At 28.1% G+C, this 20,713-nt stretch carries 18 protein-coding genes, 1 tRNA gene and 1 other RNA gene; 13 read left to right on the top strand and 7 right to left on the bottom strand.

Annotated features, from left to right (window positions below):
• Nucleotides 1-367 precede the first annotated feature (367 nt).
• Nucleotides 368-640 (top strand): 30S ribosomal protein S15, encoded by a 273-nt coding sequence (rpsO, locus tag GOY14_RS01105; RefSeq protein WP_175809457.1) that lies wholly within the window; start codon nt 368-370, stop codon nt 638-640.
• Nucleotides 641-655: 15 nt separating this feature from the next.
• Nucleotides 656-2,932: a polyribonucleotide nucleotidyltransferase gene (gene pnp / locus GOY14_RS01110; RefSeq protein ID WP_175809459.1), complete on the top strand. Its 2,277-nt coding sequence runs from the start codon at nt 656-658 to the stop codon at nt 2,930-2,932.
• A 93-nt stretch (nt 2,933-3,025) separates the two neighbouring features.
• Here the strand turns inward: pnp and rpe are convergent, their stop codons facing one another.
• Nucleotides 3,026-3,703 carry a ribulose-phosphate 3-epimerase gene (gene rpe, locus GOY14_RS01115; RefSeq protein ID WP_175809461.1) on the bottom strand — a complete coding sequence of 226 codons (678 nt, stop codon included), beginning with the start codon at nt 3,701-3,703 and terminating at the stop codon, nt 3,026-3,028.
• 194 nt (nt 3,704-3,897) lie between these two features.
• Here rpe and GOY14_RS01120 point away from each other — a divergent pair.
• Nucleotides 3,898-3,971 (top strand) — tRNA-Arg (locus GOY14_RS01120).
• Between the two features lie 646 nt (nt 3,972-4,617).
• Here GOY14_RS01120 and GOY14_RS01125 read toward each other — a convergent pair.
• Nucleotides 4,618-6,108, bottom strand: coding sequence for a UDP-N-acetylmuramoyl-tripeptide--D-alanyl-D-alanine ligase (locus GOY14_RS01125; protein ID WP_175809463.1), 1,491 nt, complete (start codon nt 6,106-6,108; stop codon nt 4,618-4,620).
• A 195-nt stretch (nt 6,109-6,303) separates the two neighbouring features.
• Here GOY14_RS01125 and GOY14_RS01130 point away from each other — a divergent pair, with 195 nt between their 5' ends.
• Genes GOY14_RS01130 through mdh form a run of 6 tightly spaced genes read left to right on the top strand, consistent with a single transcriptional unit; the run spans nt 6,304 to nt 10,016 of the window.
• Nucleotides 6,304-7,218 (top strand): hypothetical protein, encoded by a 915-nt coding sequence (locus GOY14_RS01130; RefSeq protein WP_175809465.1) that lies wholly within the window; start codon nt 6,304-6,306, stop codon nt 7,216-7,218.
• Between the two features lie 2 nt (nt 7,219-7,220).
• Nucleotides 7,221-7,589 carry an HIT domain-containing protein gene (locus tag GOY14_RS01135; RefSeq protein WP_175809466.1) on the top strand — a complete coding sequence of 123 codons (369 nt, stop codon included), beginning with the start codon at nt 7,221-7,223 and terminating at the stop codon, nt 7,587-7,589.
• A 26-nt stretch (nt 7,590-7,615) separates the two neighbouring features.
• The gene (ndhC, locus tag GOY14_RS01140) at nt 7,616-7,972 is read left to right on the top strand and encodes an NADH-quinone oxidoreductase subunit A (RefSeq protein WP_175809468.1); all 357 of its coding nucleotides are present in this window, start codon (nt 7,616-7,618) and stop codon (nt 7,970-7,972) included.
• A 3-nt stretch (nt 7,973-7,975) separates the two neighbouring features.
• Nucleotides 7,976-8,482: a NuoB/complex I 20 kDa subunit family protein gene (locus GOY14_RS01145; RefSeq protein WP_175809470.1), complete on the top strand. Its 507-nt coding sequence runs from the start codon at nt 7,976-7,978 to the stop codon at nt 8,480-8,482.
• Nucleotides 8,483-8,487: 5 nt separating this feature from the next.
• A complete protein-coding gene (locus GOY14_RS01150) occupies nt 8,488-9,066 on the top strand; it encodes an NADH-quinone oxidoreductase subunit C (RefSeq protein ID WP_175809472.1) in 579 nt (192 codons plus the stop codon).
• Entirely contained in the window at nt 9,063-10,016 is a 954-nt protein-coding gene (gene mdh / locus GOY14_RS01155) for a malate dehydrogenase (RefSeq protein ID WP_218938845.1), read from the top strand. The genes GOY14_RS01150 and mdh overlap by 4 nt, the downstream gene beginning before the upstream one ends.
• A 10-nt stretch (nt 10,017-10,026) precedes the next feature.
• Here mdh and GOY14_RS01160 read toward each other — a convergent pair whose 3' ends face one another.
• Together GOY14_RS01160 and GOY14_RS01165 are read right to left on the bottom strand one after the other, a co-directional pair.
• Complete coding sequence (locus GOY14_RS01160; protein WP_175809473.1) at nt 10,027-10,815, bottom strand: TatD family hydrolase; 789 nt, start codon at nt 10,813-10,815, stop codon at nt 10,027-10,029.
• A 15-nt stretch (nt 10,816-10,830) separates the two neighbouring features.
• The gene (locus GOY14_RS01165; protein WP_410543578.1) at nt 10,831-11,274 is read right to left on the bottom strand and encodes an RNA pyrophosphohydrolase; all 444 of its coding nucleotides are present in this window, start codon (nt 11,272-11,274) and stop codon (nt 10,831-10,833) included.
• A 792-nt stretch (nt 11,275-12,066) separates the two neighbouring features.
• Between GOY14_RS01165 and rsfS the strand changes: the two genes are divergently transcribed.
• Together rsfS and tyrS are read left to right on the top strand one after the other, a co-directional pair.
• Complete coding sequence (rsfS, locus tag GOY14_RS01170) at nt 12,067-12,390, top strand: ribosome silencing factor (protein WP_175809861.1); 324 nt, start codon at nt 12,067-12,069, stop codon at nt 12,388-12,390.
• Nucleotides 12,391-12,647: 257 nt separating this feature from the next.
• On the top strand, nt 12,648-13,901 hold the full coding sequence (gene tyrS, locus GOY14_RS01175; RefSeq protein WP_175809476.1) for a tyrosine--tRNA ligase: 1,254 nt from the start codon (nt 12,648-12,650) through the stop codon (nt 13,899-13,901).
• A gap of 1,437 nt (nt 13,902-15,338) precedes the next feature.
• Here the strand turns inward: tyrS and GOY14_RS01180 are convergent.
• Nucleotides 15,339-16,502, bottom strand: a complete 1,164-nt coding sequence (locus GOY14_RS01180) for an aspartate kinase (protein WP_175809478.1) — start codon at nt 16,500-16,502, stop codon at nt 15,339-15,341.
• Nucleotides 16,503-17,175: 673 nt separating this feature from the next.
• Complete coding sequence (locus GOY14_RS01185) at nt 17,176-18,480, bottom strand: bifunctional folylpolyglutamate synthase/dihydrofolate synthase (RefSeq protein ID WP_175809480.1); 1,305 nt, start codon at nt 18,478-18,480, stop codon at nt 17,176-17,178.
• 557 nt (nt 18,481-19,037) lie between these two features.
• On the opposite strand from GOY14_RS01185, the gene ssrS reads away from it, so the two are divergent.
• Both ssrS and GOY14_RS01195 read left to right on the top strand, forming a co-directional pair.
• A non-coding RNA gene (gene ssrS / locus GOY14_RS01190) (6S RNA) lies at nt 19,038-19,197 on the top strand.
• A gap of 453 nt (nt 19,198-19,650) precedes the next feature.
• Nucleotides 19,651-20,370 (top strand): thioredoxin domain-containing protein, encoded by a 720-nt coding sequence (locus GOY14_RS01195; protein WP_175809862.1) that lies wholly within the window; start codon nt 19,651-19,653, stop codon nt 20,368-20,370.
• Between the two features lie 23 nt (nt 20,371-20,393).
• On the opposite strand, the gene GOY14_RS01200 is transcribed toward GOY14_RS01195, so the two are convergent.
• Complete coding sequence (locus GOY14_RS01200; protein ID WP_175809482.1) at nt 20,394-20,672, bottom strand: DUF2671 domain-containing protein; 279 nt, start codon at nt 20,670-20,672, stop codon at nt 20,394-20,396.
• Nucleotides 20,673-20,713: the final 41 nt, after the last annotated feature.

Genomic DNA, 20,713 nt, shown 5'->3' on the forward strand with positions numbered 1-20,713 from the left:
AGGATTATATTGAAACTATATTTGGTAAATTATGAAGTTTAAGAGGAACTATGCTGGTAATTTTAGAGAGTTTGAATCAGTAATGATTGATAACTGGCAAAGGGGTAAAAATTTTTCTATAAAATTATCTTAGAGTCAATGCTTAAAATTGAAATTTATCTTCTTTACTTTAAAAGAAGCTAAGTGAAATCTAAAGAAGGACAGGAGTTTTTTTTATTATTAATGACTTGCGCAAGTTAAAGTATTATGATACCTTAAATTATATTGTAGAATAGGTGATAGTAATATACTTGTTGTAGTTTGTGATTTTACCATGGTTATGTGAAGTCTTTTCGTCTTTATTTTTAATCTTTGAAGTGAGGTTGAGATGTCAATAACGTCTGAAAGAAAAAGGAATTTAATAAGTACATATTCAACTAGGAAAAATGATACAGGTTCTTCTTTTGTACAATGTGCAATTTTAACAGAGAGGATTAATAACCTAACTGAGCATTTTAAAGTGCATAAGCATGATTATCACTCTAAGCGTGGTTTGCTTATATTGGTAGGTAGAAGACGCAAGCACTTGAGTTATATTAAGCGTAAGTTTGGTAGTAAGGCTTATCAAGAGTTAATAGAAAAGTTGGGCATTAGAAAGTAATTTAAGGGATTTAATATGTTTAAGATTATAAAAAAATCTATAGAGTGGGGTAGTCGTATTTTGTCTTTAGAAACAGGAAAAATAGCACGTCAAGCTGATGGTGCAGTGGTTGTAAATTATGGTGATACTGCTATTTTAGTGACTATTGTACGTAAAAAGAAAGAAGAAAACGTTGATTTTTTACCTCTAAATGTGCAATTCATTGCAAAAAGTTATGCTGTAGGTAAGATTCCTGGTGGCTTTTTAAAAAGAGAAGGTAAACCATCTGATAGAGAAACCTTAATTTCAAGAATCATAGACAGAAGTATAAGGCCGCTATTCCCAGAAGGTTTTCGTGATGAGATTAGTGTAGTATGTAATTTATTAACTTATGATACTGTTAATCCTCCTGAAGTACCGGCATTGATTGGTACTGTTGCAGCTCTTGCAATTTCTGGTGTTCCTTTTCATTTTATCATAGCTGGAGCTTTGATTGGTTATGATAAAAATAATAACTATATACTCAATCCATCTGCTCAAGAGATGAAAGTAAGTAATTTAGATTTATTTTTGTCTGGTGATGAACGTTCTATTTTAATGGTTGAATCAGAAGTAAAGGAGCTTTCTGAAGAAAATGTTTTAAGTGCAATGAAATTTGGTCATGAACATCTTCAACCTGTTATTAAATTTATAAAAGAGTTTGCTGGTGCAGTTGATATCAAATGTGAAAATTTCATCTCTATTAATACATCAGATGTGATGCAAGATCTTAGAAAGTATAGTGAAGCTTTTGAGAAAGCATACTTACAAACAGTAAAGCAAGAGCAAGTTCAAACTTTAGAAATGCTTAGAAATGATATATTAAGTACTTTAAAAGAGGAATCTGGAAAGGATGATAGGCTAATCATGCATGCACTAAAAAGTTTTGAAAGATCCTTAGTACGTGAGATAATTAGAAAAAAAGGGGTAAGAATAGATGGTCGTAGATACGATGAAGTACGTCAAATAGAAGTTGAAGTTAATATTTTGTCTAAAACTCATGGTTCTGCCTTATTTACAAGGGGTAACACTCAGGCACTTGTTGTTACTGCTCTTGGTACTACACAGGATGAACAAATTGTGGATGATATTGAAGGTGATAGACGAGAGCATTTTATGTTGCATTATAATTTTCCTTCGTTTGCTGTTGGAGAAACTTTTGCTGTACGTGCACCAGGAAGAAGAGAAATCGGTCATGGTAAACTTGCTTGGAAAGCAATTCATCCTGTTTTACCTGATAAATCTGAATTTCCTTATACGATAAGAGTAGTATCTGAAATTTTGGAATCAGATGGTTCTTCTTCTATGGCAACAGTTTGTGGAACTTCTCTTGCTTTAATGGATACAGGTGTACCAATAAGGGCTCCAGTTGCTGGGATTGCTATGGGTCTTATTAAAGATGGGAACGAGTATGTAGTGCTTTCTGATATATTAGGTGATGAAGATTATCTTGGTGATATGGACTTTAAAGTAGCTGGAACTAGTAAAGGAATCACGGCACTACAAATGGATATGAAAATTTTTGGTATAAGTTTTGAAATTGTTGAAAAATCTTTAGAACAGGCAAAAGCTGGAAGATTACATATCTTAGAAAAAATGAATGCGGTAATTTCAAAGCATAGTGATGATGTAAAAAGTCATGCACCAAGAATGACATCATTTTATATAGATAAAGATAAAATTTCTGTAGCTATTGGTACTAAAGGAAAAAATATACGCAATGTATGTGAGAGAAGTAATGCAAAAGTTGAAATAGGAGATGATGGCAAAGTTTCTGTATTTGCTATGAGTAGTGTTGAAGCTGAAATAGCAAAAAATATGTTAATTGATTCTATAACAGAACTAGAGCAGGGTGCTATAGTTGATGTTAAGGTTACAAAAATAGATAAGTCGATTGTGGAGCTTGAACTTTTTAATGGAAGGAAAGGTAAGATGCATATAAGTGAAGTAGCAAATCAACATATAGAATCTATTGGGGATATACTTAAATATGGTGATATTTTTAGAGCGTTAGTGATTGATTTTGAGAAAGGTGGATGTCCAAAATTATCAAGGCGTCGTGTTAATCAAGAAACAGGCGAATTTTTTGAAGGGGAATTGTATAACGAGAATAAGAAGGATGGTTCAAACGATAGAGGTTATTATAATAATAGTTCATTTAATAAAAAAGCTGGTGGTGGATACCGTAAACGCTCCATTCGCTCTCGTTCTAGCTTTGGTAATAGAAATAGGCCACAATTTGGTAATGATGATTCTTCACCTGGCTTTTATTAAAAATTAAGTTTTTACTTATTTTTTTATTCGTTATCTGATATTAAATATGATATTGGTAATTAATTTTTTTATATTAGATAAAAATTTAGGTAATTAAAACAGATTTTTAAAGTTGTTTACAGCTTTTTTTATGTCTCTAGCTCTAAATATTGCTGATCCAGTAACCAAGATATCTGCGCCTGCTTTTACTATATCAGCTGCATTTAGAAGAGTTACTCCGCCGTCTACTGCAATTTGTGTTTTAAGATTACGCTCTTGTATCATTTTTTTCACAAGGGTTATTTTGTTTAGTTGTGAATAAATGAACTCTTGCCCGCTGAACCCAGGATTTACTGTCATAATTAGTACAATTTCTATTTCATGTATTATATCTTCGAGTATTTTAGGGGAAGTGGAAGGAATAATTGAAACTCCAGCTTGAACTGTCTTTTTTGTATTGTTTATGTTTTTATATGACTTTATTTTTCTTATTAATTTTTTCAGATAAACCTCTGCTTCTGCATGTACAGTGATAATATCGGCACCAGCTTTGATAAAGCTTTCAATATGTTTACTAGGTGATTTTATCATTAAATGTACATCAAAGGGAAGGTTGGTATATTTACGTATTGCAGAAATGACGCCTGAACCTATTGTAATACTCGGAACAAAATTTCCATCCATGACGTCTATGTGGATATAATCTATACCTAAGTTGTTGATTCTTTTTATTTCTTTTCCTAATTTTGCAAAATTTGCTGAAAGTATAGAAGGTGCAATTTTGATACTCATATTATTTTCGTTTGCTAATAAAGTAAAAATAACTTATTAAAAAAATTTTGTCACTAATACTTAATTATGAATTTTGAGCAGATTGATGTGATATTTTCTAGTAATGAATTTTTTTTAACCATTTATTAAATGTTATGCTTGCATGAAACATCTTGACTTTGTATGTTTCCAGAAACGCTTATATAATAATGTATGCGTCCGTAGCTCAGTTGGATAGAGCAACAGCCTTCTAAGCTGTGGGTCGTAGGTTCAAATCCTACTGGACGCACTTTTATCAATATTTTTCTCAAGTATTTTAATTATGTTGAATTAATAATAAATGAGTTTTGTTATTCAAGGTAGAATTAATTTTGATTGGGTTGTTTAACCTTATAATCTGGACTGAGCTCAAGGTGAGTATATAATTGGGTATTGACATATAGGTTTTATAAAAAAAAATGGTTCTCTTTACCAAGAAAAGAGCTTATTAGTTTTATATGAGATTAAAGCTATATGATTAATTGATGTATTTTCTATATACAATATTTAGAGTAAAACTTAATGAGCTTTTAGGGTTTTGCTTTAGTTAAAAGCATGGCTATAAGGCTTTTTTATTTTATTTACTAAAGTGATTATATGTCAGTCAATTTGCTTAAGTAAGTGATATATTTTGGTTAAAATTTAGTTATTTTATTTTCGATTACGATAAATGAAGTTTAATGTGTGTTAAAGTTTGTGAATTTTAGCTAAATTTTTATATCCTTTAAGGAAAGGGATTTTTTGCTTGATTATGAATAAATATTCTTATTAAATAAGAACTATTATAAGTATTTTATGATATATTTATTTCTACAAACTCTTGATTAGAAAGTAACTTATGTTTTACCATAAGAAAATTTTTATTAGTTTAATCTTAAATTAAAATAATAATTAATTTAGTCTTCTATTTCAAATTCCTGTATTACGAGATTCATTTTTACTCCTTGTGAGCCTTTAATTAAAATTATATCGTTGTTTTGAATAATATTAGCTAAATTACTTTTTAAGTGATTAGAATTGTTAAAATGTGTACCTCTTATATTGTTTGGTAAAAGTTTATTCAATTCTAGCATAAATTTACCTACTGTGTACACTTTATCAATACTATATTCTTTAATATGGTTAAGTAATTTTTTATGAAATATTACACTTTTATTTCCTAGTTCTAGCATATCACCAAGCAGTGCTACTTTCCTTTGATTAGAATATGTGCCTAAAGTTTGTATTGCAGACTTCATTGAAGTGGGACTTGCATTATAGGAATCATCGATTATGTATATATTTTTTTTGTTATATTTGGCTTTATGAAAACTACCTCTACCTTTGGTTATATTAAATTTTTTAAGTGCAAGTGGTAATTTTGATAAATTAAGTCCTAGACTTCGAATAACTGCTGTGACCGCTAATACAGAATATGCAAAATGTTCACCCCTAGAACATAAATTACACTTTATAATTTGGTTATTGTTTAGTGTGATTGTTAAGCTTAGTTCATAAGTAGTTTGTTTTTTACTGTACGATATTAATTTATGATGTGATTTTGTGATACTTTCATTTGTAATTATATTTCTTGCATTCCAGTGTTTGTGTGCTGGAATAACAAGAGATTTATTAATTCTTGTTATGTCCAATAAGCAAACTGTAGCATTTTTGTCCTTACCAAAGCTGACGATATTTTTATTACTGTATGATGAGAGATAATCATAATATTTATTATCTTTGTTTAAAATTAAAGTGCTTTTAGTTTTCATGCCATATAAAATTTCTAATTTTGCTTGTGCAATATCAAATATTGACGAAAAATTCTCGATATGATTAGGTTCTATATTAGTGATGATTGCAATGTCAGGATTACTAATCTTTGATAATTCTTTTATTTCATCAACTTTATTCATTCCCATCTCAAGAATTAAATACTGACAATTTTCTGGAGCTTTTAGAACTGTTAAAGGTAATCCTACATTATTATTTAGGTTACCTTCATTTGCATGAGAAACTCCATATTGTGATAAGACAGTGTATAGCATGTCTTTTGTAGTGGTTTTCCCAATGCTACCTGTAATTGCAATGACTTTAGTCTTAGTAAGGACATTTTTGATGTAATATGATGCTATGTCACACAAAGCTTTAGAGGTATCTTGTACAAGAATTAAAGGAAAGCTCCTGTATTTATTCCTGTTTACTATTGCAAGTGTTGCTCCTTTTGAAAAGGCTTCGTGTAGAAAATCATGTCCATCAAAATTTTTTCCCTTGAGAGCAATAAATATATCACCTTTTTTTATGCTTCTTGTATCTATTGAAATATTTGAACTATATATCCGGTTACAATTGCCCTCTTTTTTTCCATTAGTAGCGTTAATGATATTACTTATATTCCATTTAAACATAATTTTATATTGAGTGGATCTAAATAATAAAAAAATAAAGTATTATATATTTTTGCCTGTTTAAAGTTTGAATAAAAATTGCAATTTTTCTGATTTTCTTTATTCTCTAAAATATAGAGATTTAAATATTTTTATCTATAAATAAAATGTGTTACACTATTTTATTTATAGTAAGGTACTTTAGGTGTATATAATATGGAGGAATCAATTTGGGGTAGAATACATAAAGTAGCTAAAAATGGGGTAAGAATTATAAAAAATATATCTCTCCTTCCGTTTAAGGCGTTTATTTATCCTATAAAAAAAACAAGTGCTTCAATAGGTGAAATGCAACATGATATTAAAGTTTCATTGAAGGAAGCTGTTGGTATAAATGTGTCTAAAGAAGAAAAAAAATATAGTGCTCCTATAAAAATCACAAAGGCTAGCAAAAGTCTTGGTGTACAAATAATAAAACGGGAAAAAGGATTAGTAATCTTTCTTGCGTCAAGAACTTTGACTGGAAATTTATTTTGTTTAACTGAAAAACAGTTAAACGAAATAGAAAAGTTAAATAGTAAATATTTAAATATAAATATAAATAAAGAAAGTAATAAAATTGTAATTACAGTTAATATTGAGGAAATTATTAATAATGTTAAAAGTGATTCTAGGTATGAAGAAAAGAGTCCAGAGAAGATAAAACAGGTTGTTGTTAGAAAAATTTATAGTGAAGCTGGTTATATTCTTAAAGCTGTGGCAAGAATAACTTGTGGGGAATTTATAACTCACACAGATAGGAAATTGTTACATGGTATTGAGGAGGCATTATTCCAGGAAGGTAGTAGATGTATATCAGAATCATCTATAAATCATTCTGTAGGTAAGTTGCTAGAAGAGTCATCAGAAGATATCACAAGTAGAGATTTTAATATTACTAATCCTAACAATTTTCCTTATAGGAATAAAAAAGTTTTATCTTCTATAGAATTACCTCAAAATGTTGAAAAACAAGTAAAAGAATTTAAAATGAGAAATAGTTTTTCAAGTCTTGAAGGTGTTTCTTCTAGTAAAGTAGTAAAATCGTCTTTTATATTTAATAAAGAAAGAGGAGGAAAAAGCCGTTCTTAAATATGAGTGATCAAAATTACGATAGTAATAATGTTTTTGCTAAAATATTAAGAGGTGAGTTACCTTGTAAGAAAGTATATGAAGATAAAGATGTGTTGGCATTTCATGATAAATATCCTGATGCACCAGTTCATATTTTGGTAATACCAAAAAATCAATATATTTCATATGATGACTTTATTTTAAAAGCTTCTGCGAAGGAGATAGTAAGTTTTTTTAAAAGAGTAAGAGAGTTAATATACAGATATGATTTAGAAAAAAAAGGATACAGATTAGTTACTAACTATGGCGAAAATGGAGAACAAGTTATATTACACTTTCATGTACACATTTTAGGTGGTAAAAAACTAGGGAAGCATGTAAACTTATAGTATTGCTTTTTATATGTTTTACTATAATGAATGAATATTTAACTATAGTGGTTTTTATTTGTCTGTCGGTTGTAGTATCTTTTACTTTAGGTATATTACCTATGTTTTTTACAATAAGTAAGCCAGATAGTGAAAAGCTTTCTACATATGAATGTGGTTTTGATCCTTTATCGAGGGCAAGGAAAGTTTTTGATATTAAATTTTATTTAGTTTCAATATTATTTATAATATTTGATTTGGAAGTTATTTTTCTTTTTCCTTGGGCTATTTCTTTATCTGAGATAAGTTATTATGGGTTTTGCTCTATGATGGTATTTCTTGCAATTGTTACTGTGGGTTTTATTTATGAGTGGTGTAAAGGTGTATTAGAATGGGAGGAATAGTTTATGAAAGGTCAAATTTTATCCGAAAATAATTATAGTTCTTATAAAAAAGAAGGATTTTTTGTTACTAAATTTGGTGCTTTAATCGATCATGTAATTAATTGGGCACGATCTGGTTCGTTATGGCCGATGACATTTGGTTTGGCGTGTTGTGCAGTGGAGATGATGCATACTGCATCCAGCCGTTATGATCTTGATAGATATGGTATAATGTTTCGTGCAAGTCCAAGACAAGCTGATGTTATGATTGTTGCTGGTACGTTAACTAATAAAATGGCGGTAGCTTTACGTAAGATATATGATCAAATGCCAGATCCTAAATATGTTATTTCTATGGGAAGTTGTGCAAATGGTGGTGGTTATTATCATTATTCTTATTCAGTGGTTCGTGGTTGTGATAGAATTGTGCCAGTTGATGTATATGTTCCTGGGTGTCCCCCAACCGCTGAAGCATTGTTATATGGAATGTTATGTTTACAAAATAAAATAAAAAGAACTAAGAATGTATAAGTATAATGAGTAAAATTATGAAATATATACAAAAAAAAATTAAATGTAGATGTATTCAGCAAAATGATGGTACTATTATAGTATATTCATCTTTAGATGATATTGAAAATTACTTACTTTTTTTACGTAGTGATGAAAAATGTAGATTTGAATTATTAGTTGATATTTTTGGAGTTGACTATCCAGGTAGAGAAAAGCGTTTTGAGTTAATATATAACTTACTTAGCATTGTATATAATACTAGATTACATATAAAACTTCAGTTAGATGAAAATGATGTTCCTCCAAGTATAGTGAAGATATTCAGTACAGCTTCATGGTTTGAACGTGAAGTATATGATATGTATGGAATAGAATTTTCTGATCATCCAGATTTGCGTAGAATTTTGACGGATTATGGATTTAAAGGTCATCCTATGTTAAAAGACTTTCCTCTTACCGGTTATGAAGAAGTAAGATATGATGTAGAAGCAAAAAGGGTTGTATATAACCCTATAGATTTACCACAAGATTTTCGTATATTTGATAGCTTGTCTCCTTGGGAAGGTAAGACTACGAAGATAGATATAAAGGAGAGAGAATGATGCGAAGAAAAAAGATATCTTTGATTGGTGCAGGGAACATTGGAGGGGTTCTCGCCCATATGATTGCGCTTAAAGAGCTTGGTGATATTGTTTTATTTGATATTAGTGATGGAATACCTCAGGGTAAGGCATTGGATATTGTAGAATCATCTCCTATTGACAGATTCAATGTTAGTATTATCGGTACAAATAGATATGAAGATATAAAAAACTCCGATGTGATTATAATAACTGCTGGTATTGCAAGAAAACCTGGAATGAGCAGAGATGATCTACTTCAAATTAATGCTGAAGTGATGAAAGAGTCAGGTCAGAATATTAAAAAGTATTCTCCAAACGCTTTTGTAATAGTGGTTACTAATCCTTTGGATGTTATGGTTTCAGTGGTACATAAATTTTCAGGTTTTTCAACCAATATGATTGTTGGAATGGCAGGAGTACTTGATTCTGCACGTTTTTGTTATTTTCTTGCAGAGGAATTAAATATTTCTATTGAAAATATATCTACTTTTGTGTTGGGAGGGCATGGTGATACTATGGTACCGCTGATTAATTATACTTCAGTTGCTGGTATTCCTCTTACTCAAATTATCAGTATGAACCTTATTACACAAAAGAAAGTTGATGAAATAATTAAGCGTACTCGTAATGGTGGTAAAGAAATAGTCGATTTGCTTAAGTCTGGGTCCGCGTATTACTCTCCTGCATCTTCAGTCGTATATATGCTGGAATCATATTTAAAAGATAAAAGGCGTATATTATCATGTTCTGCCTATCTTAATGGTGAATATGGTATAGAAGACTTATTTATTGGTGTTCCTGTAATTATTGGGAAAAGTGGAGTTGAAAAAATTTTAGAAGTTCAGATAAATGATAGTGAATTAGAGATGTTCAAAAAATCTGTAGATGCAGTAAGAAAGCTCGTAAAATCTTTAGATTTTTATGAGTGAATTTTTAATTTTATAGACTTTTTTCAGAGTTAAATTTTGTAAATAGTTTAGAAAAGTTGTTTGTGGTTACTTCTGCTACTTTATTAGGCGACTCATTCCATAATTTTGCCAAACAATTTACAGTATAATTTATCATTGTTGGCTCATTCTTTTTTCCTCTATAAGGCTCAGGTGATAAGTACGGAGCGTCAGTTTCTACTAGAATAAGTTCATGTGGTATGTTTTGTGCAATTTCTCTGAGTGAATTAGCGCTTTTAAAAGTAATGATTCCAGAAAATGAAATATATAATCCCAAATCCATAATTTGATAAGCAAACTCTTTTGAGGATGCGAAGCAGTGTATGACTCCACTGATAGTGCCAATTTTTATTTCTGACCTTAATATATCAATTATTTCATGGTCAGCATTTCTAGTGTGAATAACTAAAGGTAATCCTGTTATTCTTGCTGCTTCTATATGTGATATAAAACTTTTTTTTTGGTTGCTTTTATTATCAGATTCATAAAAATCTAATCCAGTTTCACCGATACTAATTACCTTTTGATTCTTAGTGAACTCTACCAATTCATCAACATGTATAAATTTACCATTTTCTACAGTAATATCGAGTGGATGTACACCAATAGAAGAGTAAATATGGTCATAGAGTAAGGAAATTTTTAGCAATCTTGGAATACTACTGATATTTATGCATATATTATGTAAAATCTTTACATTGTTTTGTTTTGCTCTTGAAACCACTTTCGGTATTTCTTCATCAGAAAAATGGATTAAATGGCAATGAGAATCTATTATCATAAGCACCCATAAATATTACTTAATAATAAGAGTTTTTATTTTAGAAGAAAACTCTTTTATTAGAGTTTTATAAATTTCTTTTTTAAAAGGTATAACGTTGGATATTAAATTATCTATGTTTTGCCAACACCACTCTTTGAATTCTGAGTGATCAGTGTAATTAATATTAATATCTTTATCTTCTCCACAAAATTTCATTAAAAACCACATTTGCTTTTGACCAGAATATCTTCCCTTCCAATGAGTTGGTATTAGCTCTTTAGGTAAGTTATAATATATCCAATTCTTATTTTTAGTTATAATTTTTGCTTTATCAGTGCCAACTTCTTCTAAGAGCTCACGTAATGCTGCTTTTTCCAACTCTTCACCATTATCAATACCTCCTTGTGGCATCTGCCAATAGAGGTCACTGTCAAAACGTTTTCCAACAAAAATATCTCCTTGCTTATTGAATAGCATTATTCCAACACAAGGACGATATTTATTTTTTTTCCTAACCACGAGAGTAGTTTAGTTAAATTACTGTAAAAATTTTAGTTATTTTAACCCTAATGTTCATTTTTTTGCAACTTTTTTTTAAATTTTTTATACTTAAATTTAAATTAATAATTTAAAGTGAGCTTTTAGTGAAATGGTCTTTGTTTTTTAAGTTATTTTTATAATAAAATCTGAATTAACGTTTTTTTCTCGATATTCTTTATTGATTTAATAATTTTATTACTTCTTCAGTTATTGAGCAGATTTTATGAATATTTTTACACTTATTTTTTTTACTCAATCTAATATTAGCTCTATATGTTTTCTGGTTATGACATTATTATTATCTTTAAGTTCTGATAAAATACTTTGATTTTGCATTATACTTTTATATATTGCTGGTTTATTTTTAGAAAAGATTTTTTTCTCAGATATTATAGACTTCAGCATTAAATAGTTTAGAACTTGAACTTAGTGTAAATATGTTATTACTACATTGATGTATTAATTGTTTTGAATAAAATACTGCTTTTGCAGTAGAATGAATAGTAGGCTTTTTTTTAAGAAAGGCGATTAAATAATTGTGAGTTTATTGTAATAAATCACATATTAAAAATTATTTTTGGGTGTATATAGTAAAGGTTCTATGTTGTATATACTGTGTATATTAACATTAGAAAGTTTAAATTAATTAGGTTAATGATGATTATATTTTATATTTAGAATTTTGAGTATATTATCGTTAGTAAATATGTAATTTAGGTGATGAGCGGCATGCCTAGAGATTTAAAATTAATAAGAGATGTTATTGTAAATATTATAGATCAAAATAAAGGTTATGATATAACTATTTTTAATGTGCAAAATAAAACTATTATTGCAAAGTATATGGTTATTGCATCTGGGAACTCAAACCGTCATGTTAAAGCATTAGCTGAAGATATCATAAACAATCTTAAGTTGTATGATAAAATAGATGTAGAAGGTATGGAGCATGGCAATTGGGTAATTGTGAATTTTCAAAATATAATGGTGCATATATTTAGGTCAGAAGTAAGAAAATACTATAAAATAGAAGAATTATGGGGGAATGATTGACTGCCGTTTAAATGGCTCATGTATAAATATAGTAGGTGTTATATCTTTAAAATGAATAAGAAAGAACTTTTTAGAGAGAGATTTTATCGAACTCTTGTAACTAACTAAAGTCGGAAATCTTGCTTATAAATAAGTATTACTAGTAACTTATTTTGGTAAAATGATATAAAAAATTGGGTTAGCATACATATTGAAGATACTCTTACTAGAGTTCTTCAATAATGGTTTTTACATTAAAATAATTCACTAAAAATATAATGGAACACAAATCAGAATTTTTAGATTTTATTCAAGAAAGAGGATACTTATACCAGTGTATAAATATTGAAGGGTTAAATCAATTATTGTTACAGGATAACTACATAGTTGCATATATTGGATTTGATTGCACAATGCCTAGTTTACATATTGGTCATCTCATTCAGGTTATGATGCTGCGTCACTTACAAAAGTTTAGTTATAAGCCTATAGTCTTGCTTGGAGGTGGAACAACAAAAATTGGTGATCCATCTTTTAAAAATAAAGCAAGGAGCATTTTATCTATAAAAAATATCAAGAAGAATGTATCTGGTATAAGGAAGATATTGGAGAAAATAATGTCTTTTAATAGCAGTGAGAGTAGTATAGTGATTGTAAATAATGAAGATTGGTTAGATAGTATAAAGTACATAGATTTTTTGCGTAATATAGGGGTATACTTTTCTGTAAATCGTATGTTAAGCTTTGATAGTGTAAAAACTAGACTTGATAGAGAGCAAAATTTAAATTTTTCAGAGTTTAACTATATGTTACTGCAGGCCTATGATTTTATTGAATTGAATAAAAAATATGGCTGTCGTTTACAAATTGGTGGGTCAGATCAGTGGGGAAACATAGTCAATGGGGTTGAACTTGGCAGAAAGTTGAACTTACCTGAGTTATTTGGTTTTACTACTCCTCTTTTATTGAATACTCAAGGGACAAAGATGGGTAAAACAGAAAGTGGAGCAGTATGGCTTGATAGTAATATGTTCAAACCTTATGACTATTGGCAATATTTTCGTAACGTTGATGATCAAGATGTAGGGCGTTTTTTGAGACTACTTACTGATATACCAACTGATGAGATTAAGAAACTTGAATCTTTGAAAGATCAGGAAATAAATGAAGCAAAAAAAGTTTTGGCAACAGAAGCTGTAAAAATATGTCATGGTGAAAAAGAAGCAGAGCTTGCACAAGCTGCTGCATTTTCTGCTTTTGAAAGTGGAGAAGATTTATTACTTCCTAAGTATACTATAACAAAAGAACAGGTGATAAATGGTGTATCTTTAATAGAGTTGTTGAGTAATGCTAATCTTGAGCCATCAAGGAGTGCTGCAAAGCGTTTAATACAAGGTAACGGATGTAAAGTTAATGATATTACTATAAATAATATTAATTATATAATAAATTCTGAAAATTTTAAAAGTAGGTCGTCTATAAAATTATCAGCAGGAAAAAAACGTCATATTAAAGTAATAGTGGATGAGTAAAGAAAGTAGATTTATAGATTAAGAATTGTATCTAGGTGGTTAGGTGGATAAAAAAATTAATAATATATATTATTTGTATGACTTTGGATCAAAGATGTGAGATAGATCTTTAGTTTATAAAAAGGGTAGAGTTTTCAATGTAAAACTTTAAGCTACTAGTGAATTATACTCAAAATATATTTGAGTTTATTAAAATATGGAAAAAGTAGTTATTTCTGAGATAGAGAAATAACTGTTTTTAATGACAAAAAAATATTCTTTGAAATTTTGTGTCTGATATCATTTTGGTTTTGAAGTTATGTAATAAGCTTTTTTATATAGGAACTTGTGTGTTATAACTTCAAAAGTTTTGAAGGATTCGTTATAAGAGGTTTATATTAGATAATAAATTACTGAAGAGTAGGAAGTAGGGTGAAAATTGAAAATTTGGTAAAGATTATTTTGAGTAGTGGTATGGTAAAAGGTTGGAAAGATTTAATCTTTAGATGTAGATTAATTGAAAAATTATGATGTTTATGCTGCTTATTAATCACCATCCAAACACTTCAAAGTAGTGATGTAGTTTTCTTTTGTGCAGGAAAATTATATTATGTTGGATATTTGACAGTGAGCTATAGAGCAAGATTTTTAATTTTTAAAGTTGTCATGAGGGTATTTTATTGGTAGACTTTACTGGTAAAAAGGTAGTATTTAGGTATGAATATGGTAAGTTATTAAGTTGGATAATTTTACTGTGAAATGATTAAAAATTGCAAGGATTATGTTAAAATTAATGCTAAGTTTGCTTAGTTTTGCTATTACAATTTTTTTAAATGTAAAATTATTTAGGATTAGCTTATATAGCTGATTTAGCAAAATTGATAAATAAACAAAGATGATTGATGATAAAAAGAAAGGATTAATAAATTTATACTTGTTTCTTCATAGACAATATTAAAGTTATGTTGGTAGATTATCTGTTTGAACAAAGTAATAATTTGATTTTTTTGAGTAAGAAATTGTAGTATGCTAAAATCTTTTGATTTTACTATGCTGTGCTCTTGCTAACACAAGTTATAAATTTGTATTTGAAGTTTCTTCTTCTTTGAGATGTAAAAAAAACTTCAGGTAACGAGGTTGGAAGAGGTATATATTATCTGAAGGAAATCTTACTATAACATTTTATTTTCATAATATTTATATTATTTGATTAAATAATAGTAAAATATTGTTGTTTATGTAATATATTATATACTCTTACTTGTTTTTTTTTGATTTTGTTGTGGTTAATATCTTTACTATAATGCAAATTAGTTTTATTAAATTATTTTTGTTTATTTTTTATAAATTTAATTTTATTACCTTTTTTATTTTATCTTTTTTAATTATTTTCCTAAATATTGAAGAATTTATTTTTTGTTCAGTTCATTAAATCAAAGAAAGCTCTGTATAAAATCATTATTTAGTATTATATATTAATTCAGTATATAAATCTTTGATTAGAACTTCAGCATATTCTTTTCGAGTAATTATACTGATTTTAATTTCTGTTGCTGTGATGGCAAATACTTCTATGTTCTTTTCCTCTAAGATCTTAAGTGTGCGTTGTATTACTTCAGTATTGGACATAATACCAATACCGATTATTGAGATTCTAGCTATATTATTGTTTATAACATAGTTTCTGTTTTTTTTAAATAGTTTTTTTATTAAATTGGTATAGGGTTTTGGGACTATGAAACTTGATCCGTGTATTATATTAATTTTAATATTTGCTTTTAGCATATTTTTTAATGGATTTAAGATATTACTAAAATTAGTAAAAGTAATTAGAATTTCATTAGTGCTGCAAGTTATTCCAGTAATTGGATATCTCTCTAGTATATCTTTTTCGTTCAGTACTGTGGTTCCTTCTACCTCTTTAAAAGTAGATAATACTTGTATTTTGATATTATGTTTCATTGCAAGCTGTACTGAACGATAATGTAGTATTTTAGCACCGGATGATGCTATTTCTAGCATTTCATTATAAGAAATAAACTTAAGTTTATGTGCTTTGGGTATAATTTGGGGATTAACTGTATATATTCCATCGATGTCAGTAAAAATCTTACAAATCTTAGTGTTAAAAGCTACTGCAAGTGCTACTGCTGATATGTCAGATCCTCCTCTGCCAAAGGTAGTGATTCTATTGGCATGTATACCCTGAAAACCAGCAATAATAGCAACAGTGTAACCTTCAGCAAAAGATCTTTTTAAAAGATCAATTTTTATTGTTTTTATTTGAGATTCAGAATAGGAATCATTCGTTATAATTGGTAACTGCCAAGCAAGCCAAGATTTGGCATTTACTCCGATAGATTGAAGAGTGATTGCTAGTAAACCACAAGAAATTTGTTCTCCTGCTGAAAGTAAGACATCATATTCTGATAATTCTTTTGTACAATTTAAATTTGAGATTTGTTTAGCTTGGAAAACCATTTGGTCAGTGAATCCTGCAATAGCAGAAACGACAACGATTACATTACAACCTTTCTGAACGTCTTGTTTGATCAAGTTTGCAACTCGATTTAAATTAGTTAATGAAGTTCCACCAAATTTTTTTATAATGATATTATTCATGATTATAATATAGCTTTTCTCTTGAAGAAAATATACTCCTTGTGAAAATTTATAGCAGAAATAGTTTTAAGTTTACTTAGGCAAAAGATAACTTAGTGAATAGTTACTGATAGATTATGTATACAATTAGGTGTTGGAGTTATGAATGTTGATGATATAAAAGATATAAGTAAGTTTTTTTATAGTAGTGTTGATAACAATAATATATTCTTCTTTAGAATTTTTATTGTTTCTTTATTTTTAGGAATGTTTTGTAATTTCTTTTATTTTATCAGGTTTATATAAATAATGTTTTATTTATAAGTTTACTATAGTGGTATATTTTTTATTATATTTTTATGCAAGTTTTATTTTAATTTGATTGTTAAGAATATTTATTTTAAATAAGGAGAAATTTAATTAAATTAATATTTTTTTAATATTTAACTTTGAGTAAAATGCAAAGATTATGAGGTAATAAAAGACTAAATTAAAGTGCTAAAAAATTTATTTTTAGTAAAAGTATTTTATACTTTGAGTGTTTTATGTATGAAATTATATTTAGCTATTAATGATTTTAATGTATTAACTTTATTTTGGTCATTGAGTGTGCTACTTTTGTTGTTATTTATGTTTATACTGGAAGTTTTAACCGGAGGACTTTAGTATATAATGTTGTGTTATACTCAAAAGTTTATGTGAATTTGATAAAGTTTTCCATAGCAAAATCTCTGGCTAAAAACAATGAACCACAAATTAATATTGTTTTAATATTTTTAATAGAAGCTTTCAGTATATGATTCAATATAGCATCACTAATTGACTTGCATTCGATTGCATGTATTCCTATATTACCAGCTTTTTGTTTAATTAAGTCTGTATTTGTTGCTTTTGGCTCAGATTTAATACAAACTGCACATAATAATTTGATATATGGCTTTAAGTATTTTAAAAACCCTTCCACACTTCTGCTGCGCGTAATACCAAAAATTATATATATACCTTCAGCACAATTGTCTTGTATCCACTCACCTAATACTCTTGCACCGTCGTTATTGTGTGCACCATCTAAAAATAGATGCCAATCTTTTGGTAATAAAGAAATTAGATTACCTTCTTTTATAAGTTCTAGTCTTCCGGGCCAGTAAGTATGTTGTAGTCCTGAGATAATATCTTCTTTTTTAATATTAAACCCGTACTTTCCACTCAAAATACTACATGCTGCAATGGCATTTCCTGCATTAATTATTTGATGGTTGCCTTTTAAAGATGGTAAGGGAAATTTTATCGATTGAATAGCTGATTGAAAAATCATTTGACTATTATATTTTTTACAATTCCATTCATGTCCTCCTCTAAATAAAGGAGATTTATTATTTATTGCATATTGTTCTAGTGTATTCATTATAGATCTTTTTTGTGGTGCTATTACACAAGGAACATTATGTTTCATTATGCCAGCTTTTTCACTTGCTATGATTTCTAAAGTAGGACCAAGATATTCAGTATGATCAAATGCAATGGAAGTAACAATTGTTAAGATTGGATTATCTATAATGTTTGTTGCATCTAACCTTCCACCCATACCAACTTCAATTAAAGTAATATCAGCTTTATGACGAGAAAAAGCTAAAAAAGCTGCAATAGTTGTAGCTTCAAATAAGGTGATAGGTTGATTTGTAATTACACTACGGCACTCTTCTAATAAGTTATGTAATTCATTATTATTAATATAATTACCTGCGATAACTATTCTTTCATTAAAATTTACTAGATGTGGAGAAGTATATGTATGTACTTTATATCCTGCTGCTTGTAGTATGTATCTTACAAATGATAATGTTGAGCCTTTTCCATTGGTTCCAGCTATGTGAATTATTGGAGGCATTTTTCTTTCAGGATTTTTTAGCCTATTTAGAAAAATTTTTATATTTTGAAGAGAAAAATTTTTTGGCTTATTGCCAAAAAGTATTTTAGGCCAATGAGGCATGTATGTCATAGATTATTTATTGTTTAATTCACTTATTAATACTTAATTATATTATGCATGTCAATTTTCTAACAGAAATTTTGGGAAGTGATAAATCGAAATGCTTATATTATTCATTAAGTAATATCATTATTTTAGGAAGAAGTTACTATTTTAATAGCTTTAAATCAATATTTATAAATCTTATTACTATAAAAGTAGTTAGGTTTTATTAACTGCTTTTTAAGCTAATTAAAGTTATTTCAATATTCTTTAAATTTTATAAAAAACCAAAATATTTTGAATGAATATTTTTAATGACTGTGAGTTTTTTTTACATGTATTATCAATTTTTTATGTTGTTTTGATTTAAAGATATTATGCATAAAAATTTTGTGATTGTATATTTGATAAATTTTTAAAGGATAGTAGTGGAAATAATAATATGATTCAAGCTTAAGTAATGGTTTATTATAGTATATTTATTGATCTAGTATTTAGAATATAAAGTTTCATTCGTGATTAGTTTTATTGTTAATCTGAATATACTTATAGCACAATGTATTTAAATTGGTTATACTCTTGATAAGAATCTGTTCTATTCGTTATGAGTTAAGTTAGTTTTCCCGAGCGATAATTTCTAGTCAAGGGAATTGCCTCTGTTAATTTTGTTAAAGTTAATATGTGATACCCACTTAACTTTAGGTCTCAGGATCTACTAAAACTAACGATAGATACGGATTCTATTAAGAGCTAATTAAATTGATTTTTACGTATAGTCCATCAAGAACAAGATGTTTTTTCTTCTCTAATCTATTATATGTTATAGCTTATAATTGGTATTGAGAAGTGTATTGATTTTCTTTATTAAAGAATAAAAGAAAGGTCTTAGATTTTAAAGAAAAAATTATCGCAGGGGTATAATTTAGTTACCATTGAAGTTATATAATAATATGGGGTATTTAAATATTTACAAGACAAATGAAAATTTATTTTTAAAGTAAAGATAAGTTATGAGTAAAATTTTTAATAAGATTTGAGTTCAAGTTTAGTTTATTTTGTAGTTTTATTAAATTCAATATATCAATAATATATCAAGCAAAATAATTATTATAAAAATAAGATTGGAAGTCTTGCTAAATAATCTTGACATTTATTTGTGTAAAAATGTATAGTTTATTAATTAATGTTTGTATTGTAGTGATCTTAAGGCTGTTGTTCATATTAATTTTCATGAGTGTTAACTCTTATGCTGTTATTAAACAAGACTTAGTCTATAATGGTCAGTATATTACTCAAAACATTGGTGAAATAACACCAAAAGAACTACTATTGCCATTGTTTGATGATAAATTGTTGGGGGATCCCAAGGCACCAATTTTAATGATTGAGTATGCTTCATTAACTTGTTATCACTGTTATCTTTTTCATAAAGAAGTTTTTCCTGAAGTTAAAAAGAAATACATAGATACAGGTAAAATGTTATATATATTTCGTCATTTTCCTATGGATTATAGGGGGTTGAAAGCTGCAATGCTAAGTCATTGTTATAAAGAAGCAGAAGATTATTTTAACTTTAATAAAGCTGTTTTTAATTCAATAGATTCATGGAATTACTCTGATTTTAGTGACTTAACTGTATTACAAAAAGTTGCTGCGCTAAGTAATTTAAAGCAAGACACGTTTAACCAATGTATTAACGATAAGGAAATAATGGATAAAGTTATAGGTGATAAATCATTGGCAATTAATAAACTTGGCATTACAGGTACTCCAATATTTTTTATTAAGCTTAATAATGATAAATTGTATGTAGAGTACGATAAGATTAAACATGAAGGGTATAAAACATTAGAATACTTAACTAATATAATAGATAGCTATATGGAGAAAGCTATAGTGAAGCAATCACCACTATAGCTTAGCTTAGTATATAAAGGTCACTATGTTGTGCTGTCGTTTTTTATCACTGCTTGCTGTTTTTTGCGTTCAAATTCTCTTTTTTTGCTATGCCAGGCATAATAATACATAGCAATTTTATTTTCTATTAGCATGATCGTCCCATCATAAAACTGAACCATATCCATAACTTTCTTTTGGGCTTCATCAAAACGTTCCTTATATTTTTCACGATAGGCTGGATTGTGCAGTAATGCAACCCCTTCGTCTTTGTTGGATTTTTTATTTAATGGTTCGATTTCACCAATAATATTATAAGACATATACCACCTCTGACTGATTATAAAATATTTTTAATAAAGAG

This window comes from Wolbachia endosymbiont of Dipetalonema caudispina, from assembly GCF_013365495.1.
GTDB lineage: Bacteria > Pseudomonadota > Alphaproteobacteria > Rickettsiales > Anaplasmataceae > Wolbachia.

What these genes read in the sequence shown, in the direction of transcription:
- GOY14_RS01180 (WP_175809478.1), bottom strand. Translation starts at nt 16,502, where the DNA reads ATGAATAATATCATTATAAAAAAATTTGGTGGAACTTCATTAACTAAT.
- ndhC (WP_175809468.1), top strand. Translation starts at nt 7,616, where the DNA reads ATGAATGAATATTTAACTATAGTGGTTTTTATTTGTCTGTCGGTTGTA.
- GOY14_RS01200 (WP_175809482.1), bottom strand. Translation starts at nt 20,672, where the DNA reads ATGTCTTATAATATTATTGGTGAAATCGAACCATTAAATAAAAAATCC.
- rsfS (WP_175809861.1), top strand. Translation starts at nt 12,067, where the DNA reads ATGCCTAGAGATTTAAAATTAATAAGAGATGTTATTGTAAATATTATA.
- GOY14_RS01125 (WP_175809463.1), bottom strand. Translation starts at nt 6,108, where the DNA reads ATGTTTAAATGGAATATAAGTAATATCATTAACGCTACTAATGGAAAA.
- rpsO (WP_175809457.1), top strand. Translation starts at nt 368, where the DNA reads ATGTCAATAACGTCTGAAAGAAAAAGGAATTTAATAAGTACATATTCA.
- GOY14_RS01145 (WP_175809470.1), top strand. Translation starts at nt 7,976, where the DNA reads ATGAAAGGTCAAATTTTATCCGAAAATAATTATAGTTCTTATAAAAAA.
- GOY14_RS01165 (WP_410543578.1), bottom strand. Translation starts at nt 11,274, where the DNA reads ATGCTATTCAATAAGCAAGGAGATATTTTTGTTGGAAAACGTTTTGAC.
- GOY14_RS01160 (WP_175809473.1), bottom strand. Translation starts at nt 10,815, where the DNA reads ATGATAATAGATTCTCATTGCCATTTAATCCATTTTTCTGATGAAGAA.
- tyrS (WP_175809476.1), top strand. Translation starts at nt 12,648, where the DNA reads ATGGAACACAAATCAGAATTTTTAGATTTTATTCAAGAAAGAGGATAC.
- GOY14_RS01150 (WP_175809472.1), top strand. Translation starts at nt 8,488, where the DNA reads ATGAGTAAAATTATGAAATATATACAAAAAAAAATTAAATGTAGATGT.
- pnp (WP_175809459.1), top strand. Translation starts at nt 656, where the DNA reads ATGTTTAAGATTATAAAAAAATCTATAGAGTGGGGTAGTCGTATTTTG.
- rpe (WP_175809461.1), bottom strand. Translation starts at nt 3,703, where the DNA reads ATGAGTATCAAAATTGCACCTTCTATACTTTCAGCAAATTTTGCAAAA.
- mdh (WP_218938845.1), top strand. Translation starts at nt 9,063, where the DNA reads ATGATGCGAAGAAAAAAGATATCTTTGATTGGTGCAGGGAACATTGGA.
- GOY14_RS01185 (WP_175809480.1), bottom strand. Translation starts at nt 18,480, where the DNA reads ATGACATACATGCCTCATTGGCCTAAAATACTTTTTGGCAATAAGCCA.
- GOY14_RS01135 (WP_175809466.1), top strand. Translation starts at nt 7,221, where the DNA reads ATGAGTGATCAAAATTACGATAGTAATAATGTTTTTGCTAAAATATTA.
- GOY14_RS01130 (WP_175809465.1), top strand. Translation starts at nt 6,304, where the DNA reads ATGGAGGAATCAATTTGGGGTAGAATACATAAAGTAGCTAAAAATGGG.